Origin of the sequence: Metabacillus sp. KUDC1714, assembly GCF_014217835.1 — a bacterium.
In the GTDB taxonomy this organism is placed as follows: Bacteria; Bacillota; Bacilli; order Bacillales; family Bacillaceae; genus Metabacillus; species Metabacillus rhizosphaerae.
This window is the reverse complement of record NZ_CP055263.1, coordinates 4,681,760-4,708,371: the sequence shown is the minus strand read 5'-3', so window position 1 is coordinate 4,708,371 and position 26,612 is coordinate 4,681,760. Positions and strand designations below refer to the sequence as shown.

The following is a 26,612-nucleotide window of genomic DNA, read 5'->3' as shown; positions in this document are numbered from 1 at the left end:
AAATTTGAATAATTTAACAGGAACGAAACGATTACAGCTGGCTTTGCTTTTAGGATCACTGGGACTTTTAGGTCCATTTACAATTGACACATATTTGCCATCATTTCCTACAATAGTAGAAGAGTATCATACAAGTGCATCACTCGTACAAATTAGTTTAACAACATGCCTTTTAGGACTCGGATTGGGGCAATTGATTATTGGCCCGATGAGTGATGTTCAAGGAAGACGTAAACCATTGCTTATTTTTCTAAGTTTGTATTTACTAGCTTCATTAACTTGTGCTTTTGCACCAAATATTTATGCGTTCATCGCATCTCGCTTTGTTCAAGGGTTTGCTGCAGCTGGAGGACTTGTGATTTCTCGAGCAATTGTTCGAGATGTCTATAGCGGAAGGGAACTTACTAAGTTTTTCGCATTACTGATGCTAGTAGGAAATCTTGGACCGATTGTTGCTCCGATTGCTGGTGCTGGAATCCTTGCTTTTGCCGATTGGAAATGGGTATTTATTGTTTTGACTGGTATTGGCATAGTGCTATTATTAACTGTTTCATTGAAATTAGAAGAATCCTTACCACAGGAAAAACGTATACCTAGTAATTTTTCACAGATCGTCAAGAATTTTGGAGTATTATTAAAAGATCGCCAGTTTGCAGGCTATGCTCTTACACAGGCTTTTATCATTGCAGGAATTTTCGCCTACGTATCTGGTATTTCTTTTGTCTATCAGAATATTTATGGTGTGTCACCTCAGGGGTTTAGTTTATTATTTGGTGTCAATGGGATTGCGTTAATCATTGGAACACAGTCGGTTGGTCGTTTTTCAGATATCATTCCAGAGAAAACCTTCTTGAAGTTTGGTTTAATTCTTGCTAACTCATCTGCTGCTTTACTACTTGTCGCTATTCTATTAAAAGCACCACTAATTATATTTGCTATTCCAGTCTTCTTTTTCGTATCATCTATTGCAATCATTTCTACTACATCTTTTTCATTAGCAATGGAGACACAAGGACATATTGCCGGGAGCGCATCAGCATTATTAGGAGTATTACCATTTATCCTTGGCTCATTAACGGCTCCACTTGTAGGGTTAGCAGGAGAATATTCTGCAGTACCAATGGGAATCATTATCTTTTTAGCAAGCTTTTTGGCTTTTCTATCCTATTATGGATTAGTTCGAAAGTCTCCTATGACTGTACACGCTACAAGATAGTTCACGTATTCTAAAAACATTTACCGAACAATTTAACCTTACTTGTATTAATCTCTGCTTGTTTTGCTTTAATAAACAATTGCTTCTTTTGAATGAAATCATGCAGTTATATAAATATTAGTATGGTTAGATTGCTTTTACTTTTAATAAAAGGAGAAATGTAAAATGAACTTGGTTACCTTAAATAATGGTTTAAAAATGCCTCAGCTTGGTTTTGGAGTATGGCAGGTTGGTGATGATGAAGCTACCTCTGCTGTTGCAAAAGCAATTGAGACTGGGTACACATCCATTGACACAGCGATGATCTATCAAAATGAAATAGGCGTAGGAAAGGCGATAAATGAAGCATCTGTCCCACGCGAAGAATTATTTATTACGACTAAGGTGTGGAATAGTGATCAAGGCTATGAAAACACATTACGTGCCTTTGATGAAAGCTTAGAGAGATTAGATCTTGATTATGTTGATCTTTATTTAATCCACTGGCCAACTCCTCAATTTGATGAGTATGTAGATACATATAAAGCGTTAGAAAAGCTTTATCATGATGGACGTGTAAAAGCGATCGGCGTGTGTAACTTTGAAATTGAACACCTAGAGCGTCTTTTAAAGGAATGTGAAGTCGTTCCGGTTTTAAATCAAATTGAGTGTCATCCATACCTTGCGCAAAATGAAATAAAGGAATTTTGTGCAAAACATAATATTTTTGTCGAAGCTTGGAGTCCTCTTGATCAAGGCGGAGAAGTATTACAAGACGAAGTCATTCAAAAGATTGCAAAAACACACAGCAAAACTCCAGCACAGATTGTCTTACGTTGGCATTTGCAAAATAACACAATTGTCATTCCAAAATCAGTCACACCATCACGAATCGAAGAGAATTTTCAAGTCTTTGATTTCGAACTAACTGAATCTGAAATAGAGGAAATCAATCAACTTAATCGCAATCGAAGAAAAGGTCCACATCCAAGTGACATGAATGTTCGTTAACTTATTGTGATGTCTCATCTTTGTTTCAAACCATCAAAGCCCATCCAAATGATCAGAACGGATGGGCTTTTGTTGGTCTTGCAATAAGGATTTTACTTAAAGAGAAAAGGCTGTCTTTTCGGTTGTGACTTTATGACGAAATGATTTTAACTCACCCATATTCTTGACGTAGTTTCAGTATTACAATAAAATTAGATTGATCCATTCTTTTTGGTTATAAAAAACAGATATATACGATTTTTTCGTTTGTATTAGACATTACAACAGATTATTGGGACAAATAGGAGTTGAGGAAGAACCTTGTTAGAATTATCGATTATAAATCCAGAGAAATTACGGATCGTAGCGCATGCTTTATCATCAGAGGTTCGATTGAAAATCGTTGAGCTTTTAAATAAAGGAAATGTGAACATAAACCAATTGGCAGAGAGGTTGGATATACCTGTTTCTACCGCAGCATCCCATATAAAGGTTCTTGAAGAGGCTGAGTTGATACAAACGGAGCTTCGCCCTGCGAGTAGAGGTGCTATGAAGGTTTGTACACGTAATTTTGACGACATCCATATAAAATTAAATGTTCCTTTAAGTAAGGACAAGTATGAACATTATGAACTTGAAATGCCGATAGGGCAATACACCGATTTCCTTGTTTCACCAACTTGTGGAATTGCAGACCGTGAGAGCGCAATCATACCTGAAGATGAACCGGTTCACTTTTATAATCCCGTTCGTTCAAAGGCACAGTTAATATGGACAAGGAAGGGATATTTTGACTATAAGTTTCCTCTAGTCATCCCACATGGCGCAAAAATTAAAGCTGTTGAGTTTTCTGCGGAAATTTGCTCAGAAGCCCCGAACTATGATCATAATTGGCCTTCAGATATAACAGTTTGGTTGAATGGAATTGATATAGGAACATGGACAAGTCCAGGGGACTACGGAGATCGACCAGGAAAACTTAACTCTAAAGCTTGGATTGAATCAACCTCAACACAATACGGGTCTTTAAAAACGTGGAAAGTTACTGAGGAAAAGGTGACAATAGATGACGTTTTCCTTTCAGATATAACAATCCAGGATTTAGGGATATTAGATCGTGAATATTTATCTTTTCGAATAGGAATTAAAGAAGATGCTGTTCACAAAGGTGGAATGAATTTATTTGGAAGCGAATTCGGTGACCACCCGCAAGATATAAAATTAAAAATATCATTCTATTAAAGAAAAGGGTCAGTCCCCCTAACGACATTTTATAACGCTTTTTCGCATGTAAAAAGCCTATAGAATGTGTCACAGTGGGGTTTGACCCTTTGTTTTTAGACAACCTTCTTAATTAGTACAATAAATATGTAATTAAACAAAAAACCTAATTATATTGTTGACAAAGTGAAAATGAAAGGGTATTCTTTTATTAAAGATACAGAAAAACAGTAATAATACAATTTTATTGTAATAATTAAAAAGGAGATAGATAGAATGGTAGATATAAATATTCCAAAAAAAGAATACCCTCGTCCTCAATTTGAAAGAGCAGAGTGGATGAATTTAAATGGTGAATGGAACTTTAAATTTGATAAAGAAAATAAAGGTGAAAAGGAAAAATGGTACGAAGAATCAACTTTTGATAAAAAAATTATTGTTCCTTTTACATATGAAACAAAAGCTAGTGGAATAGGGGAAGAAGTTTTTTGTCCTAATGTTTGGTATCAAAAAAGCGTAACGATCCCTAATGAATATAAACAAAAGGAAATTGTACTTCATTTCCAAGCTGCCGATTATATAACAAAACTATGGGTAAACGGAATATTTGTTGGTGAACGAAAGGGCGGTCAGATTGCTTTTTCTTTTAATATAACCGACTACCTAGAAGGAACAAATGTATTAAATATTGTCGTGAAAAACGAGGATAGTCAAAGCTGCTATCAGCCTCGAGGAAAACAAAGATGGTTAGATAATAATTATGGATGCTGGTATGTTCAAACAACTGGAATTTGGCAAACAGTATGGCTTGAGTTTTTAAATGATGCACATGTACAAGCGGTCAAAATCACTCCTAATATAGATACAGAATCAGTTGAGTTTTCTTATGGAATTTCAGGAGATATTGCTTCCTCCTTAAGCTTAAAAACATCAATTTCTTTTAAAGGTCAGCAAATCAAAACTTTTGAACAATCAATCGAACGTGCGAACCAGACAATTAGTACAAATATTGCAAGTGACTTCCACGAGTGGAGAGTTGTTCACTGGAGCCCGCAATCTCCTAATCTATATGATGTTGAATTTACTTTATATAGAAATGGTGAAGAAATAGATAATGTAAAGTCATATTTCGGGATGAGAAAGATTTCAATAGAAAATGGAAATATATTGCTTAATAATGTTCCAATCTATCAAAAGCTCCTTTTAGATCAAGGATATTGGAGTGAATCACATTTAACACCACCATCTGAGGAAGCAATTATAGAGGATATTGATAAAACATTAGAGATGGGCTTTAACGGAGTAAGAAAACATATGAAGGTGGAAGATCAACGATACCTCTATTGGGCAGATAAAAAAGGTCTTCTTGTTTGGTCTGAAATGGCGGCAACATATGAATTTTCAGATGAGGCTGTTCAAAACTTCACAGAAGAATGGATAGAGGTTGTCAAACAACAATATAACCACCCAAGCATTATTACATGGACACCGTTTAATGAGTCATGGGGCGTAAAAAATATTTATACTGACAGTAAGCAACAAAAATTTACTGAAGGGATCTATCATCTAACCAAAGCAATGGACAGCATGAGACCTGTTATTGTCAACGACGGTTGGGAACATACTGTTTCAGACATTATTACCCTACATGATTATGTCGAATATGGAGATGAATTCCTAAAGCGTTATGAAGATAAAGAAAAGGTCGTTAAAAATGAAATCGCATTCAATAAATCAAAGCACGCAATGGCACTTGGATATGAATATAAGGGCCAACCAATCATCATTAGTGAATATGGTGGAATTGCATTTAACTCTGAAGAGGGTTGGGGCTATGGTAATCAGGTAAAGAATGAAGAAGAGTTTCTAACTCGTTATGAATCTATTACTCAAGGAATTAAAGATACTCCATATATTAGTGGATTCTGTTATACACAAATTACTGATGTGCAGCAAGAGGTTAATGGACTTCTAAATGAAGATCGAACACCAAAAATAGATCTAACCAAAATTAGAGAAATAAATAATAAATAATTCCACTTAGCTAAAGGAGAAGTTTATGACATTTCGACAAGAATACCCTCGTCCACAATTAATTAGAAAAGACTGGCTTAATCTTAATGGAGAATGGGATTTTGATTTTGATGATCAAAATAGTGGATTAGAAGAAAAATGGTTTGAGAAAGAAAGAGAATATAAGCAAAAAATAAATGTTCCATTTGCTTACCAAACAGAGCTTAGTGGAATTAATGATCCTACATTTCATGATTGGGTATGGTATCGACGCGAATTCGACATTCCCGATTCGATGGTGGGTAAGCAAATTCTCTTACATTTTGGTGCTGTTGACTATCGTTCAATGGTTTTTATTAACGGGAATTTAGTCGGTTCTCATGAAGGGGGACACACATCTTTTTCTTTCGATATTACAAACTATTTAATAGAAGGAACACAATCAGTTGTCGTTAGAGTTGAAGACCCTTCTAAAGATGAAACGATTCCTCGTGGAAAACAGTATTGGATTGAAAAATCTGCTGCGATCTGGTATACACGAACAACTGGCATATGGCAAACAGTATGGTTAGAGGCAGTGAATAAAACACATATAAAAAAAGTGAGATTTACTCCTGATATTGACAATGGTGATATAACAATTGATTTTGAAATAGCAGGTGAATATGTAAATAAAAAGGTAGAAATTGATATTACCTATAAAGATGAACATGTAGCAAATGAAACGATAAAAATACATGAAAATTATCTGAAAAGATCGATCAATCTCTATAATCGAAAGATATTTAGAACCGGATTCCATCATGTTGGATGGAACTGGACACCTGAAAATCCTAATTTATTCGATGTGAAAATCTGCTTGTTAGAAGAAGATTCCGTACTTGATGAAATCAATTCATACTTCGGTATGAGAAAAATCCATACCGAAAATGGAATGGTTTATCTAAACAATAGACCTTATTATCAAAAGCTTGTGCTTGATCAGGGGTACTGGCCGGAAGGTTTATTGACTGCACCAACAGATCAAGCGTTAAAGCAGGATATTGAATTAGCAAAAGAAATGGGCTTTAACGGTTGTAGGAAGCACCAAAAGGTAGAAGATCCACGCTTTCTTTATTGGGCAGATAAGCTAGGGTTTCTAGTATGGGGAGAATGTGCTGCTTCACCTTCCTATAGTGAGGATGCAGTTGCACGACTAACAAAGGAATGGTTTGAAATCATAGAGCGTGATTACAATCATCCTTGCATTGTAACATGGGTTCCTATTAATGAGAGCTGGGGAGTTCCTGATATTTCCAACAACAGCCAGCAAAAGCACCATTCATTAGCGATGTATCATATAATCCATTCACTTGATAAAACGAGATTAGTAATTTCAAATGATGGGTGGGAGTTAACGAAAACAGATATTTGTGCGATCCATAACTATAATCATGGCCATAAGGATGAAGTGGATAAATACAATGAGTTTCGAAGCTCATTAGTAACAACTGAAAATTTACTTCACTCAAAACCAGCGGGAAGAAATATCTACACTCAAGGCTTCACTCACTCTGGTGAGCCAATTCTCTTAACTGAGTTTGGTGGTATAGGGTATAAAGTGGGAGATGAAAGTGGTTGGGGCTATACGTCAGTCAGCAATGCGGAGGATTATTTAGCAGATTATGAACGAGTGATGAAAGCAGTATACGCTTCAAGCTCATTGCATGGTTATTGTTATACACAATTAACAGATGTGGAACAAGAGATTAATGGCTTGTTAACATATGATCGAAAACCAAAATGTGATTTGCAAAAAATTCGAAAAATAAATGATATGTGGCATTTAAATATAGTAAAGTAATCCATTTAAAGTGAAATCTCTTTTGAGGTTATCTCAAATCATAGAATCATTCCTTTTGAGATAGCCTCAAGTGATTTACATAAAGAAAATAGCTTGCTGTAAGGTCGCCTGCAATCTAATGAAAACGCTTTAAAAGGAGGGAAATTATAGAAAATTCGACTTTGATGTATTGGTAGTATACAAGATTTTATTTTAAAGGGAGGTAACACAAATGAAGAAAAAAGTAGTATTCATGTTCTCAATCCTTATAGTGTTTGCAATTGTCTTATCAGGGTGCAGTAGTTCATCTAGCTCAGGTTCATCTAAAAATGAAATTCTTTATTGGAATCCTTTTACAGGTCCTGATGGCGAAAATATGAAGAAAATTGTTGATGAATATAATAAGACAAATCCAGAATTCAAGATTAAGAATGTATCAATCACTGCGGATGATATGTATACAAAAATTCCAACGGTCGTAAACTCAGGAAAAGGAATTCCCGATCTGACAATTGTTCATGCCGAAAGAATTAAGCAGTTTGTCGAAAATGATTTGCTAACTACATTTGATGAAAAATTAGCTGACTATCCTGAAATCAAAGCAGAAAACTATGTACCAGCAGGATGGAATATTGGAGATATTGATGGTAGTAGATACAGTGTTCCATTAGATGTTCACAGCTTTGTTATGTATTATAACAAAGATTTACTAGAAAAATATGCACCAAATGCACTTGATGATAACGTTATTACATTTGATGAAATAAGAGAAGCAGGAGAAATTTCTCGAAAAGACGGTATTACAGGTATTGGATTAACTTGGACACGACCAATCTTCTTATCAATTTACAATCAACTAGGTGGAGATATTACTAGTGATGGTGAAACACCAACTCTTGATACGCCAGAAGCGAAAGAAGCACTAGAATTATTAAAAGGATTAGTCGATGATAAAATTTCTAACAAAGATGGAGAAGACCCTGGCCAGTTATTCAAATCGAATAAAGCGATTTTTTATCCTGAAGGTATTTGGATGCAAAATAGTTTAAATGAAGCGGAAAAATTAAATTGGGGCATTACAAGCTTCGCACAAGTTTCTCCTGACAAAATTGTAAACTGGACTTCCTCCCACCAATTCGTCATGTTTAAAGACGAAAATAGATCTGAAGAGAAAACAAAAGGGATGATGGATTTCCTTGATTATATTAGAGAAAATTCTCTACCATGGGCTCAAGCAGGACAAAACCCTGCGGCATTAGCGACATTAGATAATCCAGAATTCAAAGAGCTCCCACAATCCTTCTTAGTGCAAGATCCTAAATTACAAGAATCACTCAAAATCTTTGATTATAAATACAATGGCTTCGTAGCTGAAGAGGTTGATAAATTAGTTGGAGATGCAATGTTTGGGAAATTAGAGATTGATAAAGGACTGGCAAATGCTCAAAAAGCAGTTGAAGATAAAATTGCAAACAATAAAAAATAATTCTAAACGCAGGTAGTAAAAGAAACTGCCAGAGGCTGACTCTAGATAGAGTCAGACCTCTCTCTATTCGATAACGAAAGAATAGGAGTTAAAAACGATGATAAATACTGGAGAGAATAAAGAACTAAGTATGTCTACTGCAATAATGAAAAATTCTCGAAAAAAACGGCTAAATCTATCTCCATATCTTTATATTGGACCACATCTCATTTTATTTGGTATCTTTTTTCTATTTCCAACTTTATATGGTATTTACATTTCCTTTACGAATTGGGATCTAATTGGGGAGCCTGAATTTGTTGGCCTGGCAAACTATGCAGAAATTTTGGTTAATAAAGATTCTACCTTTTACGATCAATTACGAATAGGTTTAGGAAATACATTTAAATTTGTCCTTTTTACAGTACCTGCTTGTATTATTGTTCCCTTGCTCTTAGCTGCAGGTCTAAATACGAAACCAAAAGGGCTGAAATTTTTCCAAGCATTGTTTTACATGCCAACATTGTTCTCGGTTTCTGCTGTCATGATCGTATTTGCTATGTTATTTAGTGTTTCATTTGGACCTATCAATCATTATTTAAATGTTGATACAAACTGGCTATCTACTCAGCCTTATGCCTGGTTTACATTAGTCATCGTAACAGTTTGGTGGACAATCGGTGGGAATATGATCATTTATCAAGCAGCACTGAACGGTATTTCAAAGGATTTATATGAGGCTGCGTCTATCGATGGAGCGAATAGTGTTCAAAAATTCTTTAAAATCACGCTTCCAAGTATAAGAGCGCAAATCTTATACACCGTTGTGATCACGACTATTGCACAATTCAATGTATATGGGCAACCTCTCATGTTAACAAAAGGTGGACCAACAAGCTCGACTACCGTACTGTTAATGTACATTCAAGAAAATGCATTTGGATCTGGTATTTCGATTGCAGGTATTGGGGCAGCAATGGCTGTTATTCTTGGGATTTGCATTATGATTGTTTCTGCCATTCAATTCTTCTTTTTAAGACAACGTGACTAGGAGGTGCTTACCTTGGAGAAAAAACGTATTACTAAAGGAATTTCATTAATCTTCTTGTTAATTATGGCTTTTATATGGATTGTACCATTACTGTATACAATCTTATCTTCATTCAAAAGTGAAGCTGATATTCAATCAAGTGCCTTTACAATTTTACCGATCAATTGGGTCATTGGTAACTACCAGGATGTTCTTTTTGCGAACACAAGTGCTCCAGTGGCGAAATGGTTTATGAACTCACTTATTATTTCAGTATCACAAACGGTTTTAGTCATCGTGCTTGTATCATTAGCTGGTTATGGATATTCAAGAATGAAATTCAAGGGAAGAGATGCCATTTTTATCTTTTTAATGGCAACCATGATGTTTCCAGCAGTTGTAAATCTTATTCCCCTATATAAAATTATCGATACACTTGGATGGGTAAATAATTATATGGCTGCGATTGTTCCAGGTGCAGCTGGTGTATTTAATATCTTTCTTGTAAGGCAATTCATGCAAGGGATTCCAATTGATTTTGATGAATCGGCACGAGTGGATGGTGCTTCTGATTTTCAAATTTTCACAAAGTTAATTTTGCCATTAATAAGACCTGTTTTAACGGTTGTTGCGTTGTTTACATTTACAGGTTCATGGAATGACTTCTTATGGCCATCAATTGTGTTTAATGAAGTTGAAAAAATGCCAATTACACCAGGATTACAATTACTTCAGGGGATGTATGCACTTGATGTTGCTCACGCCTTAACAGGGGCACTAATTGCTATTGTTCCAACATTTATCCTCTATTTGTTCACACAAAAATACTTTATGGAATCACTCTCCTTGTCATCAGGGGTTAAAGGTTAAGAGGATAGGAGGTTATATGATGAATAGAAAGCTAGAAAGAAGATTAATAATGATCGGTTCAATATGGCAAATCGTCTCAGGTCTGCTTACCATTTTTGTTTATGCTTCTTTTATTAAAAATGAAGGATTACATTCCACATATCCAACGATTGCCAAGCTTGAGGCAGCACAGTCTATTTTTGGAAGCTTATATATGTTTGCCGTTACTTTTGGAATGTTATTTGTTATTCTAGGAATCCTGAACTTCGTATTGGCGAAATCATTAAAGGATGATCAAGCTGAAGTAAAAAAACCTATTTGGTTTATCCTATTAGGATTAGCCTCCTATTTCGTTATGGATATATTAGGATCCTTAATGTTTCTATCAGCAGGTCTTCTAGCGTTAGCTAAAAATAAATCCATATCAAAGCTGGTAAACTATCATTTACAAAATTAATAAGATCATCAGTCGACCTACTATTTTTTTGTCACTATGGACCCATTAAAATCAATAGTATATAACCAAAGGAAAGTTAAGATTCCATCATTGCCTTTGGTTATAGCTTGATTTTTTTTTTCGAGTTTTTCAACGATTCAGTTACGAAAGAAATAAAATTGTAAAACTTTATAAGCTTAGTACTTAATAGAACGTCTAATTAATTGCTTTAAGAAAAGAGGCGATTTTTCTGAAAAAGATACTATCAATTGTCATTGTATTTAGCTTTGTTTTATCCCTCCCATTCTCAGCATTTGCTTACAGTAACCCCTTTAAATTAACAGATACTTGGAAGTGGGATACAGGAGTATTTTATGGAGAAGGAGATCCTTATATTTTAAAACACAATGGCACTTATTATCTGTATGTTAGTACAGTGGATGATAAGAGTGGAGTAAAAGCTTGGAAGTCAGAAGATTTGGTGAATTGGGAGTACGGTGGTTTAGTTACGAAGGAGCCTACAACAAAGGCAGCCTATGCTCCTGAGGTTGTGTATTGGAATGGTCATTTTTATATGTACACATCACCTGGTGGAAATGGGCATTATGTATACAAAAGCTCAAACCCACTAGGACCTTTTGTGAAGCAGACAAATAACCTTGGCATGGGAATCGATGGACATGTGTTTATTGATGATGACGGGAAATGGTATTTCTATAGTACTGGTAATCAAAGAATTGATGCACGTTTAATGTCAGATCCCTATACTTTTGGCCAAGCTTCAAACACTGGCGCAGAAATGGATGGCTGGACAGAAGGGCCAACAATTCTTAAAAGAAATGGTAAATATTATATGACATATACAGGAAACCACGTGTGGAATAAGGCATACCGTGTTGATTATGCAAGCAGTGATTCACCAATTGCTGATTTTTTACATGAATTCGAACAAAATCCAATCTTACTAAACACAGAGGGGGCAAATGTAGGAGTAGGTCATAATTCAGTCGTCCGCGGACCAGATCTTGATTCCGAATATATGGTTTATCATAGTCATGCAAATCCAGGCAGATATATGAATCTAGATCGAATAGCTTGGAATGGAGATAAAATGCTCGTTCTTGGCCCAACAACAACTGAACAGCCTAACCCGGACCTACCTGATTTCAGTGAGCGCTTTACCGATTCATCCTATGATGAGAATTGGGAAACGATCAACGGCGGAAACTGGAGTATTGCTTCAGATATGACTGGCTGGCTTAAACAAACGGCAATAAATGACGCGAAACAATTTAAGCAACTGACGAAGGAATCTACAGCTTCAGATTACACGGCAGAATTCAATATGAAAACAATTGAACAAGGCTCAAGTAGCAATCCATACTTTGGTGCTGTTTTCTCCTATAAAGATGAAAGTAACTACGGCCTAGCTGTATTAAGTCCTACAAAAAATCAATTAGAAACCGTCTTTATCGTAAACGGAATTGAACAAGAAAGGGAAGCTACAGCTTTACCTGAAGGCTATGACTATTCTAAGCTTCACCAAATACGAGTAGAAAAGTCTTCTTCAACCTTTAAGATCTTTGTAGATGGCATGCAAAAGCAAACACATGAAATTCCAGAGCTAGATGAAGGGAAAATCGGATATGCAACATCTGATATTCATGCTGCATTTGGCTATACGGCTTTCAGCAATAAAGTGAACGGAAGCAATGTATTTGATGCATACAAGCCATTACCAGGAACCATTGAAGCCGTGCATTATAATACGGGCGGTGAAGATGTAGCCTATCATGATACAACCAAAGAGAATACTAGTGGAAAATATAGAAGTGATGCTGTTGATTTTAAAGTGAATTCCGAAGGTGGTTATAACGTAAGCTTAGATGAAACCGGGGAATGGCTAAATTACAATGTCAATATTTCAGAAGCAGGTACTTACAATGTAGATCTAAGAGTATCAGCTTCAAGCGAGGATGCACAGGTGAAATTAGTGTTAGATGAAGCGACTGATCTGACAGGTGAAATAAACATTCCAAAGACAGATGAATGGAAAACACTCTCGATTGAGGGAGTAGAATTACCGAAGGGTCAGCATACGTTAAAAGTTGCTGTCGAAAATGGAACATTTGATTTATCCAATATGAATTTCCAAGAACATAAGCAAGTAAAAGAATTAGCTTCAAACTTTAATGATGGAACGAGTAATGGATGGGAAGAAATAGAGGGATTTTGGACGGTTAAAACAAATAAACCTAGCTCTTTTGATGCCTATAAACCAATTCCAGGTTCAATTGGAGCTGCCTATTATATCACCGGTGGTGAAGGGGTAGCTTACCATGAAACAACTGCGGAAAATATTGGTGGTGTATTAAGAGGAGATGCTGTTGATATCCGAAATAATCCAAAAGGGGGTACTGCAGTTGGCTGGAACCAAACAGGAGAATGGTTTAAATACAATGTATCCATTAAAGAAGCAGGCCTCTATAATGTTCAATTAAATACTGCAACAACCTTTAACAATGCAAAGGTTCGATTATGGCTAGATGATAAAACAGATTTAACTGATGTGTTAGAGGTTCCTAACACGGGTGATTGGAATAATTGGCAGCCTGTTATGAAAAAAGGGATCACATTGCCTGAGGGTGAGCACACGATTAAAGTGGAGATCGTCGAGGGAGAATTTGATTTTACTGGTCTTGAGTTTACATCGTTTGATATTCATAAACCAGTGCCTGGAATCATAGAAGCTGAGGAATACAATCTTGGTGGTGAAGGAGTAGGCTATCATGACAACACGATGGGAAACAGTGGGGATAAATACCGTGAAGATTCTGTTGATATTCGAGTGAATCCAGAAGGAGGGTACGCTGTTACGTCCAACCAAACAGGTGAATGGCTAGCATATGACGTAAACATTGAAGAAGCAGGCACATATGGTCTTGATCTCCTTACTTCTGCAATCGAAGATGGCGGAAAAGTAAAACTACTACTAAATGACGAAATTGATTTAACAGGAGAAATAAGCATTCCAAAAACAGGTGATTGGAATAGCTGGCAAACCATTTCTTTACAGAACATATCATTACCCGCTGGCAAACACACAATAAAGCTCGTCACCGTAGAGGGAGGATTTGATTTTTCTAGTCTAACACTTCATAGGTTTGATCATCATAAAAAGCTTCCAGGAAAAATACTGGCGGCCGATTATCTAACAGGTGGAGAAGGTATTGGATATCATGATCTTTCACCTGAAAATATTGGCGGAAAATACAGGAGAGATTCTGTTGATATCCGTGTTAATCCAGAGGGTGGATATAATGTTGGCTGGAATCAAGCGGGAGAATGGTTAAAATACAATGTCGATATTGAAAAGGAAGAGAATTATCAATTAGATATAAAAGTTGCTACCGAATTAGAAGGAAGTCAAATTAGACTTTGGCTTGATGATACCGTTGATTTAACAGGAATTATTGATGTCCCAAAAACAGGAGGCTGGGATAACTGGGAGAGTGTCATAAAGGAAAATGTTTCCTTACCAGCTGGACAGCATACAATTAAGGTCGAAATGGTTAAAGGTGAGTTTGATTTTAGAAGTATTGATTTTTCATTAAATAACGATGAAGAGCCACCTGCAGTTGAAGGGGAGTACAGTACATCTCCAGGTACGTTTGCGAAATCGGTCATCGGAGATAGTAAATGGAAGGATTATACAGTTGAAGCAGATATCAATATTGGAGCTGGAACAGGTGATGGTGGGTTAATTTTTAGAGTAAATAATCCAGCCAATGGGATTGAGCTAAGTCAAAACAATCCTGATTTTATGCAAGGTTATGTCGCGTATATCAATAAGGATGGCGTTCATTTAGGGAAATTTAATTATAACTGGACATACCTAAAAGGTGCTGACATCAGTGAGCCATTAAATACGTGGCAACATATTAAAGTTGTTGCAAAAGGGACGAATATAAAGGTATTTGTTGGCGATGATGATACCCCAAAAATAGATTATACAGACAACAGCAGCACAGCATTTACCCAAGGAAAAGTAGGCTTGAGATCAAACTATAATTACACGAAATTTGATAATTTTGTTCTAAAACCTATAGAGACATCTCATTCATCGATAAAAAATGATCTTGATTCGTTGACAGAAGCTGGTGATGTTGCTCATAGTGTAAATAAAAAATTAACAAACAAGTTAAATCAGTCAAAACATCATTTAGATAAAGGGAAATTCGATCAGTCTATGAAACATCTTAATGATTTTCGAAAAATAGTAGAAAAAGAAAATGGTTTATCTGAAAACATAAAGCAAGTATTTGAGTCAGATGCTTTAAGACTATTAAGAACAATAGAGAAAAAATAAAAAGCAACACAAAAAAACGAATAGGAAGGTAGGAACCACACATCTACCTTCCTATTAACTTGAACGGCAATAAAATGGAGAAACTTGTAATGAGGAGGGTGTATAAATTTGATTCAAAAGATAAGTAATGATTTCCTTATTACTATTTATAAGAAAGCAAAAGCATTAAATGTTAATTCATATTTTATTACTTTATTAGAAGTAGAAATGAAAAATAGAAATTTAGTGTCAAAATGTTTATATGTTAAATGAAATTTTATTCAAAACCTTCATTATTTAGAATTTTTTAAACACCGATAAAACGGTAAAAGTTGTTTCAATGATATGAAGGAAGCATATTTTTTTAATTAATTTGGATAAAAATAAGGGAGGAAAGAATTTATGAAAAAACAGAAATTTTATAAGCTGACTACTGCAGTATTCATTTTACCTCTCATTTTAGGGAATTCCCCTATTGAGTTATTTGCTATTGAAAATTCTAGCACAACAAAAAATATGAACTCCACATTTTATAAAAAACAATCATTTGAATTGTTTAAAAATCCAGTGGTTGGAGAAGGGGCTGACCCTTGGGTTGTCAAACACACGGATGGTTACTATTATTACACACAGACAACTGGTAGCAATATTACGATTTGGAAATCTAAAAATCTATCAGATTTAGGTAATGCCGAGAAGAAGGTTGTATGGACACCTAGTCCAGATGCTCCAAATGGACACCATATGTGGGCACCAGAGATGCATTTTATCAATGGAAAATGGTACATCTATTATGCTGGATCTGATGGGGATATGGGCAAACAAAGAATGTATGTCCTTGAATCAGAAGGCTCCGATCCATTTGGACCATATCACCATCCAGAGGGAACTAAATTTGGAAAAATAACCGACCCTTCAGATAAATGGGCAATCGATGGAACAATTCTGGAATATAAAAATAAATTATATTTTGTCTGGTCAGGCTGGGAGGGAGACGTAAATGTCAGCCAACAATTATATATCGCCCCTTTAGAAAATCCTTGGACAATTAGCGGGGATCGAGTAGAAATTTCAAGACCAGAGCTAAATTGGGAATTGAATGGAACCCCTTACATCAATGAAGGCCCTCAAATTTTAAAAAATAAACAAGGGAAAGTATTTATCGTATACTCAGCCAGTGGAAGTTGGACGGATGATTACTGCCTAGGGATGTTGACATTAACTGGATTGGATCCGATTAATCCTGATTCTTGGAAGAAGAACCCAACCCCAGTATTTGAAAAGAACCCAGCACTCGGTGTTTATGGACCTGGCCATAATAGCTTTGTCAAATCTCCTGATGGTAAAGAAGACTGGATTGTTTACCATGCAGCTAAGTTTAAAGGAGCAGGATGGAACCGGAATGTTCGTATGCAAAAATTCTCTTGGAATGAAGATGGAACACCTAACTTTAGAGTTCCAGTAGCTGCCGATACATTACAACGTGTACCTTCAGGAGAGTCAAAAGGAAGACTGATTCCTCAGCTACCAGGGGTTATTTATAAGTACGAGGCAGAACAAGCTACTATTAATAAAGCAAAGGTAGTACATAACCCAGCTGCCTCAGGTGGAGCAAAAGTAGGATACATTGATTATGAAGATAGTTTTATAGAGTTTCAAGTTCAAGTGACGGCAGGCGATTATACGATGAAGGTAAGATATTCGAATGGAATGGGAGAACAAACAAGTCATAATGTCTCGATTAACGGACAAGCCCAGGAAGAATTAATCTATGACAGCTTTGGTTGGGATTCTTGGAAAGAAACAGAAATGGATTTATCGTTAAATCAAGAAGAAAACACGATTCGAATTGCAAAAGGGAAACTTTATACAGAAATTGATTCGATTGAATTAATTCCGAAAGAACAAACTGTCTATAAGTATGAAGCAGAGCATGCCAGATTGGAACAAGCGGATATTGTTAATGATTCCATGTTATCCAACAATCAGAAAGTAAGTAAATTTGACGATAAAGATAGCCAAGTTACGTTTCCAATACAGGTACCTACATCAGGGGTATATGAATTACAGGTGAAATATGCAAATGGTACAAATTCAACGAGTACTCATGCAGTATCTGCGAATGACAAGCTGATCGGTTCAATTGCATATAAAAATAATGGTTGGGATTACTGGGAATTCACTTCTGTAAAAGTGAATTTAAAAGCAGGAATTAATCGAATCACCTTTTCAAAGGGTGAAGGAATGGCTGATTTAGATTTTATAAGCCTTAAAAAGCTGGATTAGAGTACATGGACTAGAGAATGCATAGGAAAGAGCACATTACTAGTTATTAAGATCATAAGAATGAGAGACACAATTGAAGGTATGGAGGGATAGAGATGACAAAAAAGCGGCCAAATATTTTATTAATATTAGCAGATGATTTAGGATTTTCAGATTTAGGAAGTTTTGGCGGAGAGATTCTGACACCAAATCTAGATCATCTTGCAATGGATGGACTGCGTTTTACTCAATTTTACAATTCTGCTCGTTGTTGCCCTAGCCGTGCTTCACTTTTAAGTGGATTATATCCACATCAAGCTGGCGTAGGAGAAATGACAGAAGATCGTGAAACCCCAGGTTATCGAGGGTTTTTGAAAGATCAGTGTGTTACTCTTGCTGAAGTCTTAAAAGAAGATGGTTACCATACGTATTTATCTGGTAAATGGCATGTTGGAAAACATGGACCAATTGAGCGAGGCTTTGATGATTTTTACGGTCTTTTAGGAGGCTTTACAAGCTTTTGGGATAAAAAAGAATATATACGTTTGCCTGAAGGTCGACCAGAACACAATTACGCAGAAGGAGAATTTTACGCAACAGATGCTATTACAGACCACGCATTGGATTTTATTGAAGATTCTCGTGAGGATGATCATCCATACTTTCTTTACCTTGCTTATAATGCTCCACATTTTCCGTTACAAGCACCAAAAGAGGAAATTGCTAAATATGAAAAGGTATATGAAAAAGGCTGGGATAAGATACGCGAAGAGCGTCTAGAGCGGATGAAGAACTTACAAATCATTGACGAAGATACACCATTAACACCAAGATCTGAATATTGGAATAGGGATAGAGATATTCATGGGCTTAATCCACCATGGGATTCCATTGATCCGGATCGTCAAAAGGATTTAGTGAAAAGAATGGCCATCTATGCTGCAATGGTCGATCGTATGGACCAAAACATTGGTCGAGTCCTTGATAATATTCGTGAAAATGGGGAACTTGATAATACATTGATTTTATTTTGCTCTGATAATGGTGCTTGTGCCGAATGGGATCCATGGGGATTTGATAACTGGATGACAACCTCTAATTTTTTACATCGAAAAGAGGATTTAGATAAAATGGGTGGCCCAGATACCTATCATAGTTACGGTTCAGGATGGGCGAATGCGTGTAGTACTCCACTTACGTTTTATAAACATTATGGTCATGAAGGAGGAATAAGTACGCCTTTAATTGCCCATTGGCCAGAGCAGGTGAAACGTAACGGAGAAATTGATCATCGACCAGGACACTTTATCGACTTTATGGCAACTATTGTTGATGTTACTGGTGCTATGTATCCTGAAAATTATAATGGCCATAACATTCTGCCGATGGAAGGTGAAAGCTTGAAACCCGCCTTTCTCGGGAAAAATACTCCACAAAGAACATTTTGCTTTGAACATGAACAGCATTGTGGAATTCGTCAAGGAAAATGGAAACTATCAAAAGTAAGAGAAAAAGATTGGGAACTTTACAATATTAATAATGATCGCACAGAAACGCATAACTTGAAAGATACATATCCAGTTCTTGTAGAAGAACTGAAGAGAACATGGGAAGAATGGGCAAAAAGAACCGGCGTTTACCCCCGAATCTTAACAAAAGTTGAAGTTAAAGATTGAATTGTATCATTTATTTAAGGGTGCATATAATAAAGCTGCACCCTTATATTTGGATGCGAGTATTTAATAGGGAGGTAATCAATATCAATATAAGTTTGATACCTCTTTTTGTCCTAATAATCACCTATTAACATTATAATCCTAATTTCAATAACCTCTATTTCACAACAATTCATAATAGTTTTACAAAATAGGTTGACACTCACCTTCCTTTGTGAGAAATTTAAATGAAATTTTACATAAATCGGGAGGAAATAATGACTATGGATAATCGCACAAATATTATAGACTGCACCATTCGTGATGGAGGATTAGTAAACAATTGGGATTTCAGTATTGAATTTGTTCAAGATTTATATAATGGCCTAAGTGAGGCTGGTGTTGAATATATGGAGATAGGCTACAAAAATTCGGCAAAGTTGCTTAACGCGAAAGAGCCTAATCACTGGAGATTTCTTGACGATCAGTTCCTTAAGGAAAAAGTAATCACTGAGAAAAAGTTTACAAAACTGTCCGCTCTAGTAGATATTGGGCGTGTAGACCCAAATGATATTTTACCTCGTGAGCAAAGTGTGCTAGATATGATTCGAATCGCTTGTTACATTCGTGAAGTAGACAAAGGCTTAGAGCTTGTCCAAATGTTCCATGATTTAGGGTATGAGACTTCACTTAACATTATGGCTTTATCAAGTGTACCTGAACAACAGCTTATTGAAGCGTTTGAAATGGTGAAAGAAAGCCCTGTAGATGTTGTCTATATCGTTGACTCATTTGGAAGCCTATCTCCAACGGATATTGAGCATCAAGTGAAAAAGTTTAAAACAATGCTACCTAATAAACAACTTGGTATTCATACGCATAACAACATGCAGCTGGCATTCGCAAATACTTTAACAGCGATGCGAAATGGAGTTACATTCCTTGATTCATCAGTTTATGGCATGGGTCGTGCGGCTGGAAACTGTCACACAGAGCTCCTCGTTACCTATATCCAAAAAGCAAGCTATGAAATGAAGCCAGTTCTTGGCGTTATTGAGAAGCATATGCTTGAGATGCGTCAAAAGTGGGAGTGGGGCTATATCATTCCATACATGATTTCTGGTGCATTAAATGAACACCCTCGTGTTGCGATGGCATACCGCGATAGTGAAGATCGTGACAAATATGTAGATTTCTACGACAAGGTTACATCACCAGAAGCTTCACTTGCTCCAGTAACAAAATAAGATATTTTTGAAAAGTACCTTCTTAATTGGGTACTTTTTATAATGTGTTAATTTTATGATTTATCAAACGATAAATATTTGAAGTGGAATGTAATTTAAACTCTAACCGTTCTATAATAAATAATTTTCATTTAATTATCCATTCAGTTTATAAACCGAAGGAGAATAAGACTCTGTTTTGTTAACCTTAAGCATACAGATTAATGCAAGGAGCATACTTCCTGCAGCAGCAAAAAATAATAGTCCAAAGCCAAAAAAATCAACTAAAAGCCCTAAAATTGGTGGTGAAATGATCGCTGCTATTGAAGAAACCAAATAATATAAACCAGTTCGAGTACCATAACTAAGCTCACTCCCAGTTGAAACAATAAAAGGGTACGCATTGATATTTATAAATGCCCAAAATATTCCCCCAACAAATAGAATTGATCGTAGGAAAAAAACTGATTCTACCCAATTTAATAGTAAAAAAATGAAAACCAGGCCTAAAATCCCGGTCACAATCATATTTTTTTTACCGTATTTTGCACCTAATAGTCCACTTGGGATTGCGAATACTACAAAGCTTAACGAAAAGAAGGCCAATGAAAATGCCGAAGAGCTTTTTGATAAGCCAAGCTCATTTACTCCATACAAAGTAAATAATGCCTCCATGCCTTGAATTGCAATAAACCAAAAAAAGATAGCAGCTAACAGGAAAACAGTCTGTGAAGTTAATTCATTTTTATAGCTTATTTTAGGTGCTGAAGTATTAGCATGAGGAATGGTGTCACGGTTTTCTTTAATGTTTATAAAAATAACCCATAAAGACACTAAAAAAAGAAATGAAACCGCCAAAAATGGTAAAAATTCTTCAATGCTAAATAAAACAGAACCGACACTTAAAGCTAATATCGCACCACAACCACCCATAAAATTAATAATTCCGTTCGCTTTTGTACGATTAGTTTCTGGGGTAATATCAGGCATTAGAGCAATTGTTGGAGATCGGAAAAGAGCCATAGATAAATTCATACATATCATAAACATGACTAATGTTATCAAGTTAAAGTGAAATGGAATAAGCGCAAAAAATAAAGCAGCAATTGGAATACCAAAAAGCAAATAAGGCATACGTCGACCAAAGCGGGTATTTGTTCGATCACTTCGATTTCCGATATATGGCTGCAAAAACAAGGCGAAATAATTATCAATCGTCATCAGGAATCCAATTAATGCCGTGCTTGTAAGATAATCGTTAAGAAAGAATGGAACAAATCCATTGTACAATGCCCATCCAAGACTAATGCTAAAAAACCCAAATCCTAATAGCCATGTTTTTTTCATCGCTGTTCTCCTTTAAATTCAATTACTTCCTTGAAACGGTTGGTTCAAGTACTGTTAATCTATTATCTGTCGTATTGAGATTAACAGTAGCACCTATAGGAATAGCAGCTTTATAAAAGCCATGCCCGGTAGCAAGGTTGATCATCAGTGGTTTTCCTAAGGGAACTAGCAAATCATTAATCAAATCGTTATATGTTTTACCATAAGATACAAGGCAATTTGTACATTCCCCCATAATAATTCCAAGACAATCTTTAAATTTACCTGACATCATTAATTGAGTAAGATACCTGAAAATCATATTACTAGGTGAATGGGTCTCCTCTAAAAAAAGGATTTTTCCTTGTGTATTCAGTTCATATGGTGTACCGAGAGTATTGACTAACGAAGTCAAATTCCCACCTACGATTGGACCAGTTACATTTCCTGGTACTAAACTCACTGGAGGCATATTCGGTGGATTTTGAATCGTTCTAGGTGATGTCAAAGTAGAAGTTGCTGCAAAGAATTGATTGAAATTATAAGCAGGTGTTTCTACTCTAAAATCAATTAGCATAAGGCTGTGGAAGGTAATGATATTACTAGATTGATACAAGCTATTTAACAGTACGGTTATATCACTATAACCAGATATTATTTTAGGGTTCGCTCTTATAACTTCAAAATCGAGGTAAGGAAGAATGGTCTGAACCCCCGTCCCTCCTCTTGTGGATAAAATCACTTTGACGCTCGGATTTCTGAACATATTCATGACATCTTCGGCTCTTTGTTGAGCTGGTGCAGCTGTGATGCCCTCATAAGAATAAACATGCCTGCCATAAACGATATTGAACCCTAAATCTCTCAAATATTGGACTCGGGCATTGATAATACTTGCATCAAGAGGACTACCGAGTGTTACCAATCCAATCGTATCTCCTCTTTGTAACATTGGGGGGCTTATAGCCATAATTTCCTCTCCCTATATTTGCAACAATTTATGTTTATGATAATTCAAGGTATTAAAAGGGAATCTGAAATATGTCATATTCAAAATAACTACTTGCGTTCGTTCATTCTATTTAAAACTGATTAATACTTTTTGACAATTCTATTGGTCTTTTTCATACTGCGCTTTTTTATGAATGAACGTAACGAGAACATTTGTTTTTTTTACGAATATCTCACTTCATCTAACAATATGATGAACTATCATCTGTGAAATGAGGGGATAAGGGTGACGAATGAAACTGTAATCACAAGAGAAATGCTTGCTCATTACCTTGAACTCAATCATAAGAAAAAAGAAGTGGAAACAGAACTTGAGGAATTGAAGAAAGTTTTTAATAATTATTTTGATATGTCGGTGGGCAAAAATGCTAAAGGTGAAATGGTCCTGAGGGATTACAAAATACAGAGACAAATAAGAGATACAGTAAAATTTAAACAAGAACAAACCGTACAAAGATTGGAAGAATTAAATCTGCTCGAACTTATTCAAAAAAAACCAGATGAGGGAAAAATAAAATCGGCCATCCAATTAGGATTACTACATGAAGAGGATCTTGAAGGTTGCAAGACAGTAAATTCTTCGAAAGCCATTTATGTAAAATACTTACCGACCAGGTAAACATTGAAGGAGTTAAAAACGATATATAATGAAAAACCTTTGACAATTCTACCCAGTAAAAATATACTGAAAATGTAAGTCAATACTAGGAAAGGAACGGTACTATAAACATGTGGCTTTAATCTTATTTAAAAGGGATAACACTCATATGAATCTAAAAATGAGAACCTGGAGAATAGGATTAGTCTGTCCATATAAGCTTTCATCAAGTGCCGTTTACGATATGAGCAAGCACAAATTCTGTTTTTGTGTCTGTTTGCATATAAGTGTTAAGCGTTTGCATTTTATTTGAAGCGGGATTTGAAGCTATCCTCTCCAGGATTTTTGGAGAGGTTTTTTTATTTTTAAACCTCTCTGTGAAAATACACAAAAAAGAGGTGCGCGACATGACCACAGTTATACAAGGTAAGGGACTACAAAAAAGTTTTGGTGAACGTGAAATACTAAAAGATGTAAGCTTTGACATACGAAAAGGGGAAAAAATCGGCCTCGTCGGCTGGAATGGCGCTGGAAAAACGACACTCGTTAAGATCCTTTTGAACAAGATTGAACCTGATAAAGGTTCTGTCACAATGTGGCCACCCGATCTAAGCCTTGGCTATTTGCCACAATCAACAGACTATTCGTTGTCGATTGATTTTGAACTGAGCGAATATGGAGAAAAACTGATGGAAACAAGCAAGTTGCTTGGTTTGCAAATAGAGAGATGGGACGAAGAAGACCTAGCCCATTTAAGTGGAGGAGAACGGCTTAAATTATATTTAGCGAAAATATGGGCAAATGCCCCTGAGTTCTTAATCTTAGATGAACCGACAAACCACCTGGATATGCAAGGGGTAAACTGGCTGATTGAAGAAGTAAATGACTATGCAGGTGCTTCGATCATCATTTCACATGACCGCTATTTTTTAGACGAAACGGTGACAAAGGTATTTGAAATTGAAGAAGGCAGGCTAAAGGTTTATGAGGGAAATTATACCGCCTACCGAGACGAAAAACATCGTCAGTATGAACAGGAAAAACGTGACTATGAAAAACAACAACGTAAAGTTGGAATGATCGAAAAGCAGATCAGCACCTTTAAAAACTGGTCTGAAAAAGCCCATCGTCAAGCAGGAAAGGGCGGTTCAAATGCTGAAAATCGTCAGATGGGATTACGAGAATTTGAACGAGCGAAGGCAAAGAAAAAGGATAATCAGATAAAATCCAAGCTTAAACGCTTAAATCTTGAATTATCAAAACATGAAGTGACAAAGCCAAAGAAAGAGAAATCTGTTTCCTTTCACTTTGAATCTATTCATAAACGGGGAAATAGAATTCTTGACGCAAAAGGAATCATGAAACAATTTGGTGATCGCGTGCTTTTTGAAAAAAGCCACTTTTATGTAAAGCATGGAGAAAGGATTGGATTGCTTGGATCAAATGGAGCAGGTAAAACGACGTTTATCAAAATGCTGCTTAATGAAGAAACACTTACGAAAGGTTCGCTTTGGATTAGTGAGTCAACAAAAATTGCCTATCTATCACAGGATGTAGGTGACCTTCCTGGAGAAAAAACACCATTAGAATACCTTGATCTAGAGGATCGTCAGCAAGAAACGAATGCTAGGACCATTTTTGCCAATATGGGTATTCAAAATGAAATCCTTCAAAAACCAATCTCTCAATTAAGTCTTGGTGAACGGACACGAATCAAGCTGATTCATATGATTCTTAAAGAATATGACGTGTTAATTTTAGATGAGCCTACTAACCATTTGGATTTGCCAAGTAGAGAAGAGCTAGAAAGAACACTCAGCAGCTATACTGGCACACTTATAATCGTCTCACATGACAGATACTTGATTGAAAAGCTGTGTACCAAATTACTCATAATTGAAAAAAGCAAAATTCAGCAGATTGAGATGGGCTTGAAGGAATACGAGGAAAGAAGAATGAATAAGGAAAAACAAGAGGATCAAAATGTACTGGAAGAAATCGCAATTATAGAAACGAAAATCACAGAGCTCCTAGGAAAAATCAGTTATTTGACCGCGGGAACAGTGGAATATGACCAAATTGACAAAGAACTGTTGATGTATATGGAGAAAAAGCGAAAGTTGTAAAGCTAAGGGACGTATTCGATGCTTACCATCAATTAGTAAAAGGGAATATGTTTCACTCACATACTATTCTAAACATATTCCCTTTTTACAATGATTGCTTCCTTAACTAAAATCCATTTTTCTTGTTCCTAAAATAACATCACCAATTTTAGCAATAGAATCCTTTAACTCAATATCATCTTTATGTTTGATCGCATATTCTAGTCCAGTCAGCTCCCGCAGACCCCGATGTCTTTTTACTCGATCATCGATTGTATGATCCTCAGGAAAGGCGCTCGAGTATTCACTTAAGACAAGAGAATAAAAATCCTCCCCTAAATAGTGGTGTGGAACTAAGTCAATTGCAGGATCACCAATTTTCATGTCGCTAAAGTCGATAATACCAGTAATCGACGTTTGCTTTTTATTCATAAGGATATTTTCATACCATAAATCTCCATGACAAAGCACTGGTTTATAGGAATAAAAAGCTTTGTCCTTCAATGTTTCCTCCCACCAAACATCCATTAATGACATTTCTTTTGTAGTTAAATGATTTTTTAGTGCTTCATTTGTGTATGAACGCAACTTAGCAATATGATTTCTATTGTTTATCTCTTGAGAACAAGACTCCTTAAAATGATTCACAGGAATCTGATGGATAAGTGCTATAAATGCGCCAAGTTGTTTGGCAATCGTTATTTTATTTTCGTCCAAAAGTAACTTTGGATTAAGTGTCAGTCCAGCCAACTTTTCATACATAATTATGCCAAATGGAACATTTTTTTGATCAAAATGACACCACGTAGGTTTAGGTATTTTTATAGGAGAAAGTGTTGCTTGGATTTGAGGGAGTATCTTGTATTCTTTTTTGTATTGTTTTGCAGTATCTAAATTCTTAGCGATTCTAATAATCATGCCATTCTGATCTTCTAAGACCAGGCTCCCAAATCCATCCCCAATGAATTGTACATCCTTTTTATTTAGCTTTAATAGCTGAAGTGATTTTTCTAATAAACTGTTCATGAGCTCCTCCAAAACGATTAGCTATAGTTAC

At 35.9% G+C, this 26,612-nt stretch carries 19 protein-coding genes; 16 read left to right on the top strand and 3 right to left on the bottom strand.

The window, feature by feature from the left end:
* The first annotated feature begins 4 nt into the window (after positions 1 to 4).
* The 14 genes from HUW50_RS21585 (at position 5) to HUW50_RS21520 (ending at position 20,536) form a co-directional block, all read left to right on the top strand.
* A complete protein-coding gene (locus HUW50_RS21585) occupies positions 5 to 1,216 on the top strand; it encodes a multidrug effflux MFS transporter (protein WP_185653234.1) in 1,212 nt (403 codons plus the stop codon).
* A gap of 165 nt (positions 1,217 to 1,381) precedes the next feature.
* A complete protein-coding gene (locus HUW50_RS21580) occupies positions 1,382 to 2,206 on the top strand; it encodes an aldo/keto reductase (protein ID WP_185653233.1) in 825 nt (274 codons plus the stop codon).
* Between the two features lie 300 nt (positions 2,207 to 2,506).
* Positions 2,507 to 3,427 (top strand): ArsR/SmtB family transcription factor, encoded by a 921-nt coding sequence (locus HUW50_RS21575; RefSeq protein ID WP_066340934.1) that lies wholly within the window; start codon positions 2,507 to 2,509, stop codon positions 3,425 to 3,427.
* 255 nt (positions 3,428 to 3,682) lie between these two features.
* Positions 3,683 to 5,440, top strand: a complete 1,758-nt coding sequence (locus tag HUW50_RS21570) for a glycoside hydrolase family 2 protein (protein ID WP_185653232.1) — start codon at positions 3,683 to 3,685, stop codon at positions 5,438 to 5,440.
* Positions 5,441 to 5,465: 25 nt separating this feature from the next.
* Positions 5,466 to 7,262 (top strand): glycoside hydrolase family 2 protein, encoded by a 1,797-nt coding sequence (locus tag HUW50_RS21565; protein ID WP_185653231.1) that lies wholly within the window; start codon positions 5,466 to 5,468, stop codon positions 7,260 to 7,262.
* Positions 7,263 to 7,473: 211 nt separating this feature from the next.
* Positions 7,474 to 8,727 carry an extracellular solute-binding protein gene (locus HUW50_RS21560; protein WP_066340923.1) on the top strand — a complete coding sequence of 418 codons (1,254 nt, stop codon included), beginning with the start codon at positions 7,474 to 7,476 and terminating at the stop codon, positions 8,725 to 8,727.
* A 97-nt stretch (positions 8,728 to 8,824) separates the two neighbouring features.
* The gene (locus HUW50_RS21555; protein WP_198165171.1) at positions 8,825 to 9,757 is read left to right on the top strand and encodes a carbohydrate ABC transporter permease; all 933 of its coding nucleotides are present in this window, start codon (positions 8,825 to 8,827) and stop codon (positions 9,755 to 9,757) included.
* Between the two features lie 12 nt (positions 9,758 to 9,769).
* The gene (locus HUW50_RS21550) at positions 9,770 to 10,606 is read left to right on the top strand and encodes a carbohydrate ABC transporter permease (RefSeq protein ID WP_066340915.1); all 837 of its coding nucleotides are present in this window, start codon (positions 9,770 to 9,772) and stop codon (positions 10,604 to 10,606) included.
* A gap of 16 nt (positions 10,607 to 10,622) precedes the next feature.
* Positions 10,623 to 11,042, top strand: coding sequence for a hypothetical protein (locus HUW50_RS21545; protein ID WP_185653230.1), 420 nt, complete (start codon positions 10,623 to 10,625; stop codon positions 11,040 to 11,042).
* Positions 11,043 to 11,244: 202 nt separating this feature from the next.
* On the top strand, positions 11,245 to 15,390 hold the full coding sequence (locus HUW50_RS21540; protein WP_311774056.1) for a carbohydrate-binding protein: 4,146 nt from the start codon (positions 11,245 to 11,247) through the stop codon (positions 15,388 to 15,390).
* Between the two features lie 108 nt (positions 15,391 to 15,498).
* A complete protein-coding gene (sda, locus tag HUW50_RS27625; protein ID WP_185653229.1) occupies positions 15,499 to 15,642 on the top strand; it encodes a sporulation histidine kinase inhibitor Sda in 144 nt (47 codons plus the stop codon).
* A gap of 129 nt (positions 15,643 to 15,771) precedes the next feature.
* Positions 15,772 to 17,655, top strand: a complete 1,884-nt coding sequence (locus HUW50_RS21530; RefSeq protein WP_185653228.1) for a family 43 glycosylhydrolase — start codon at positions 15,772 to 15,774, stop codon at positions 17,653 to 17,655.
* 95 nt (positions 17,656 to 17,750) lie between these two features.
* Positions 17,751 to 19,310 carry an arylsulfatase gene (locus HUW50_RS21525; protein WP_066340890.1) on the top strand — a complete coding sequence of 520 codons (1,560 nt, stop codon included), beginning with the start codon at positions 17,751 to 17,753 and terminating at the stop codon, positions 19,308 to 19,310.
* 263 nt (positions 19,311 to 19,573) lie between these two features.
* Positions 19,574 to 20,536 (top strand): aldolase catalytic domain-containing protein, encoded by a 963-nt coding sequence (locus tag HUW50_RS21520; protein WP_066341197.1) that lies wholly within the window; start codon positions 19,574 to 19,576, stop codon positions 20,534 to 20,536.
* 135 nt (positions 20,537 to 20,671) lie between these two features.
* Here HUW50_RS21520 and HUW50_RS21515 read toward each other — a convergent pair whose 3' ends face one another.
* Both HUW50_RS21515 and HUW50_RS21510 read right to left on the bottom strand, forming a co-directional pair.
* Positions 20,672 to 21,862 (bottom strand): SLC45 family MFS transporter, encoded by a 1,191-nt coding sequence (locus tag HUW50_RS21515; RefSeq protein WP_185653227.1) that lies wholly within the window; start codon positions 21,860 to 21,862, stop codon positions 20,672 to 20,674.
* Between the two features lie 22 nt (positions 21,863 to 21,884).
* The gene (locus HUW50_RS21510; RefSeq protein ID WP_066340887.1) at positions 21,885 to 22,811 is read right to left on the bottom strand and encodes a S66 peptidase family protein; all 927 of its coding nucleotides are present in this window, start codon (positions 22,809 to 22,811) and stop codon (positions 21,885 to 21,887) included.
* Between the two features lie 267 nt (positions 22,812 to 23,078).
* Between HUW50_RS21510 and HUW50_RS21505 the strand changes: the two genes are divergently transcribed.
* Both HUW50_RS21505 and abc-f read left to right on the top strand, forming a co-directional pair.
* Positions 23,079 to 23,471 carry a hypothetical protein gene (locus tag HUW50_RS21505; protein WP_311773997.1) on the top strand — a complete coding sequence of 131 codons (393 nt, stop codon included), beginning with the start codon at positions 23,079 to 23,081 and terminating at the stop codon, positions 23,469 to 23,471.
* Positions 23,472 to 23,857: 386 nt separating this feature from the next.
* Positions 23,858 to 25,576, top strand: a complete 1,719-nt coding sequence (abc-f, locus tag HUW50_RS21500) for a ribosomal protection-like ABC-F family protein (RefSeq protein WP_185653226.1) — start codon at positions 23,858 to 23,860, stop codon at positions 25,574 to 25,576.
* Positions 25,577 to 25,678: 102 nt separating this feature from the next.
* On the opposite strand, the gene HUW50_RS21495 is transcribed toward abc-f, so the two are convergent.
* A complete protein-coding gene (locus tag HUW50_RS21495) occupies positions 25,679 to 26,581 on the bottom strand; it encodes a phosphotransferase family protein (protein ID WP_185653225.1) in 903 nt (300 codons plus the stop codon).
* Between the last annotated feature and the right edge of the window lie 31 nt (positions 26,582 to 26,612).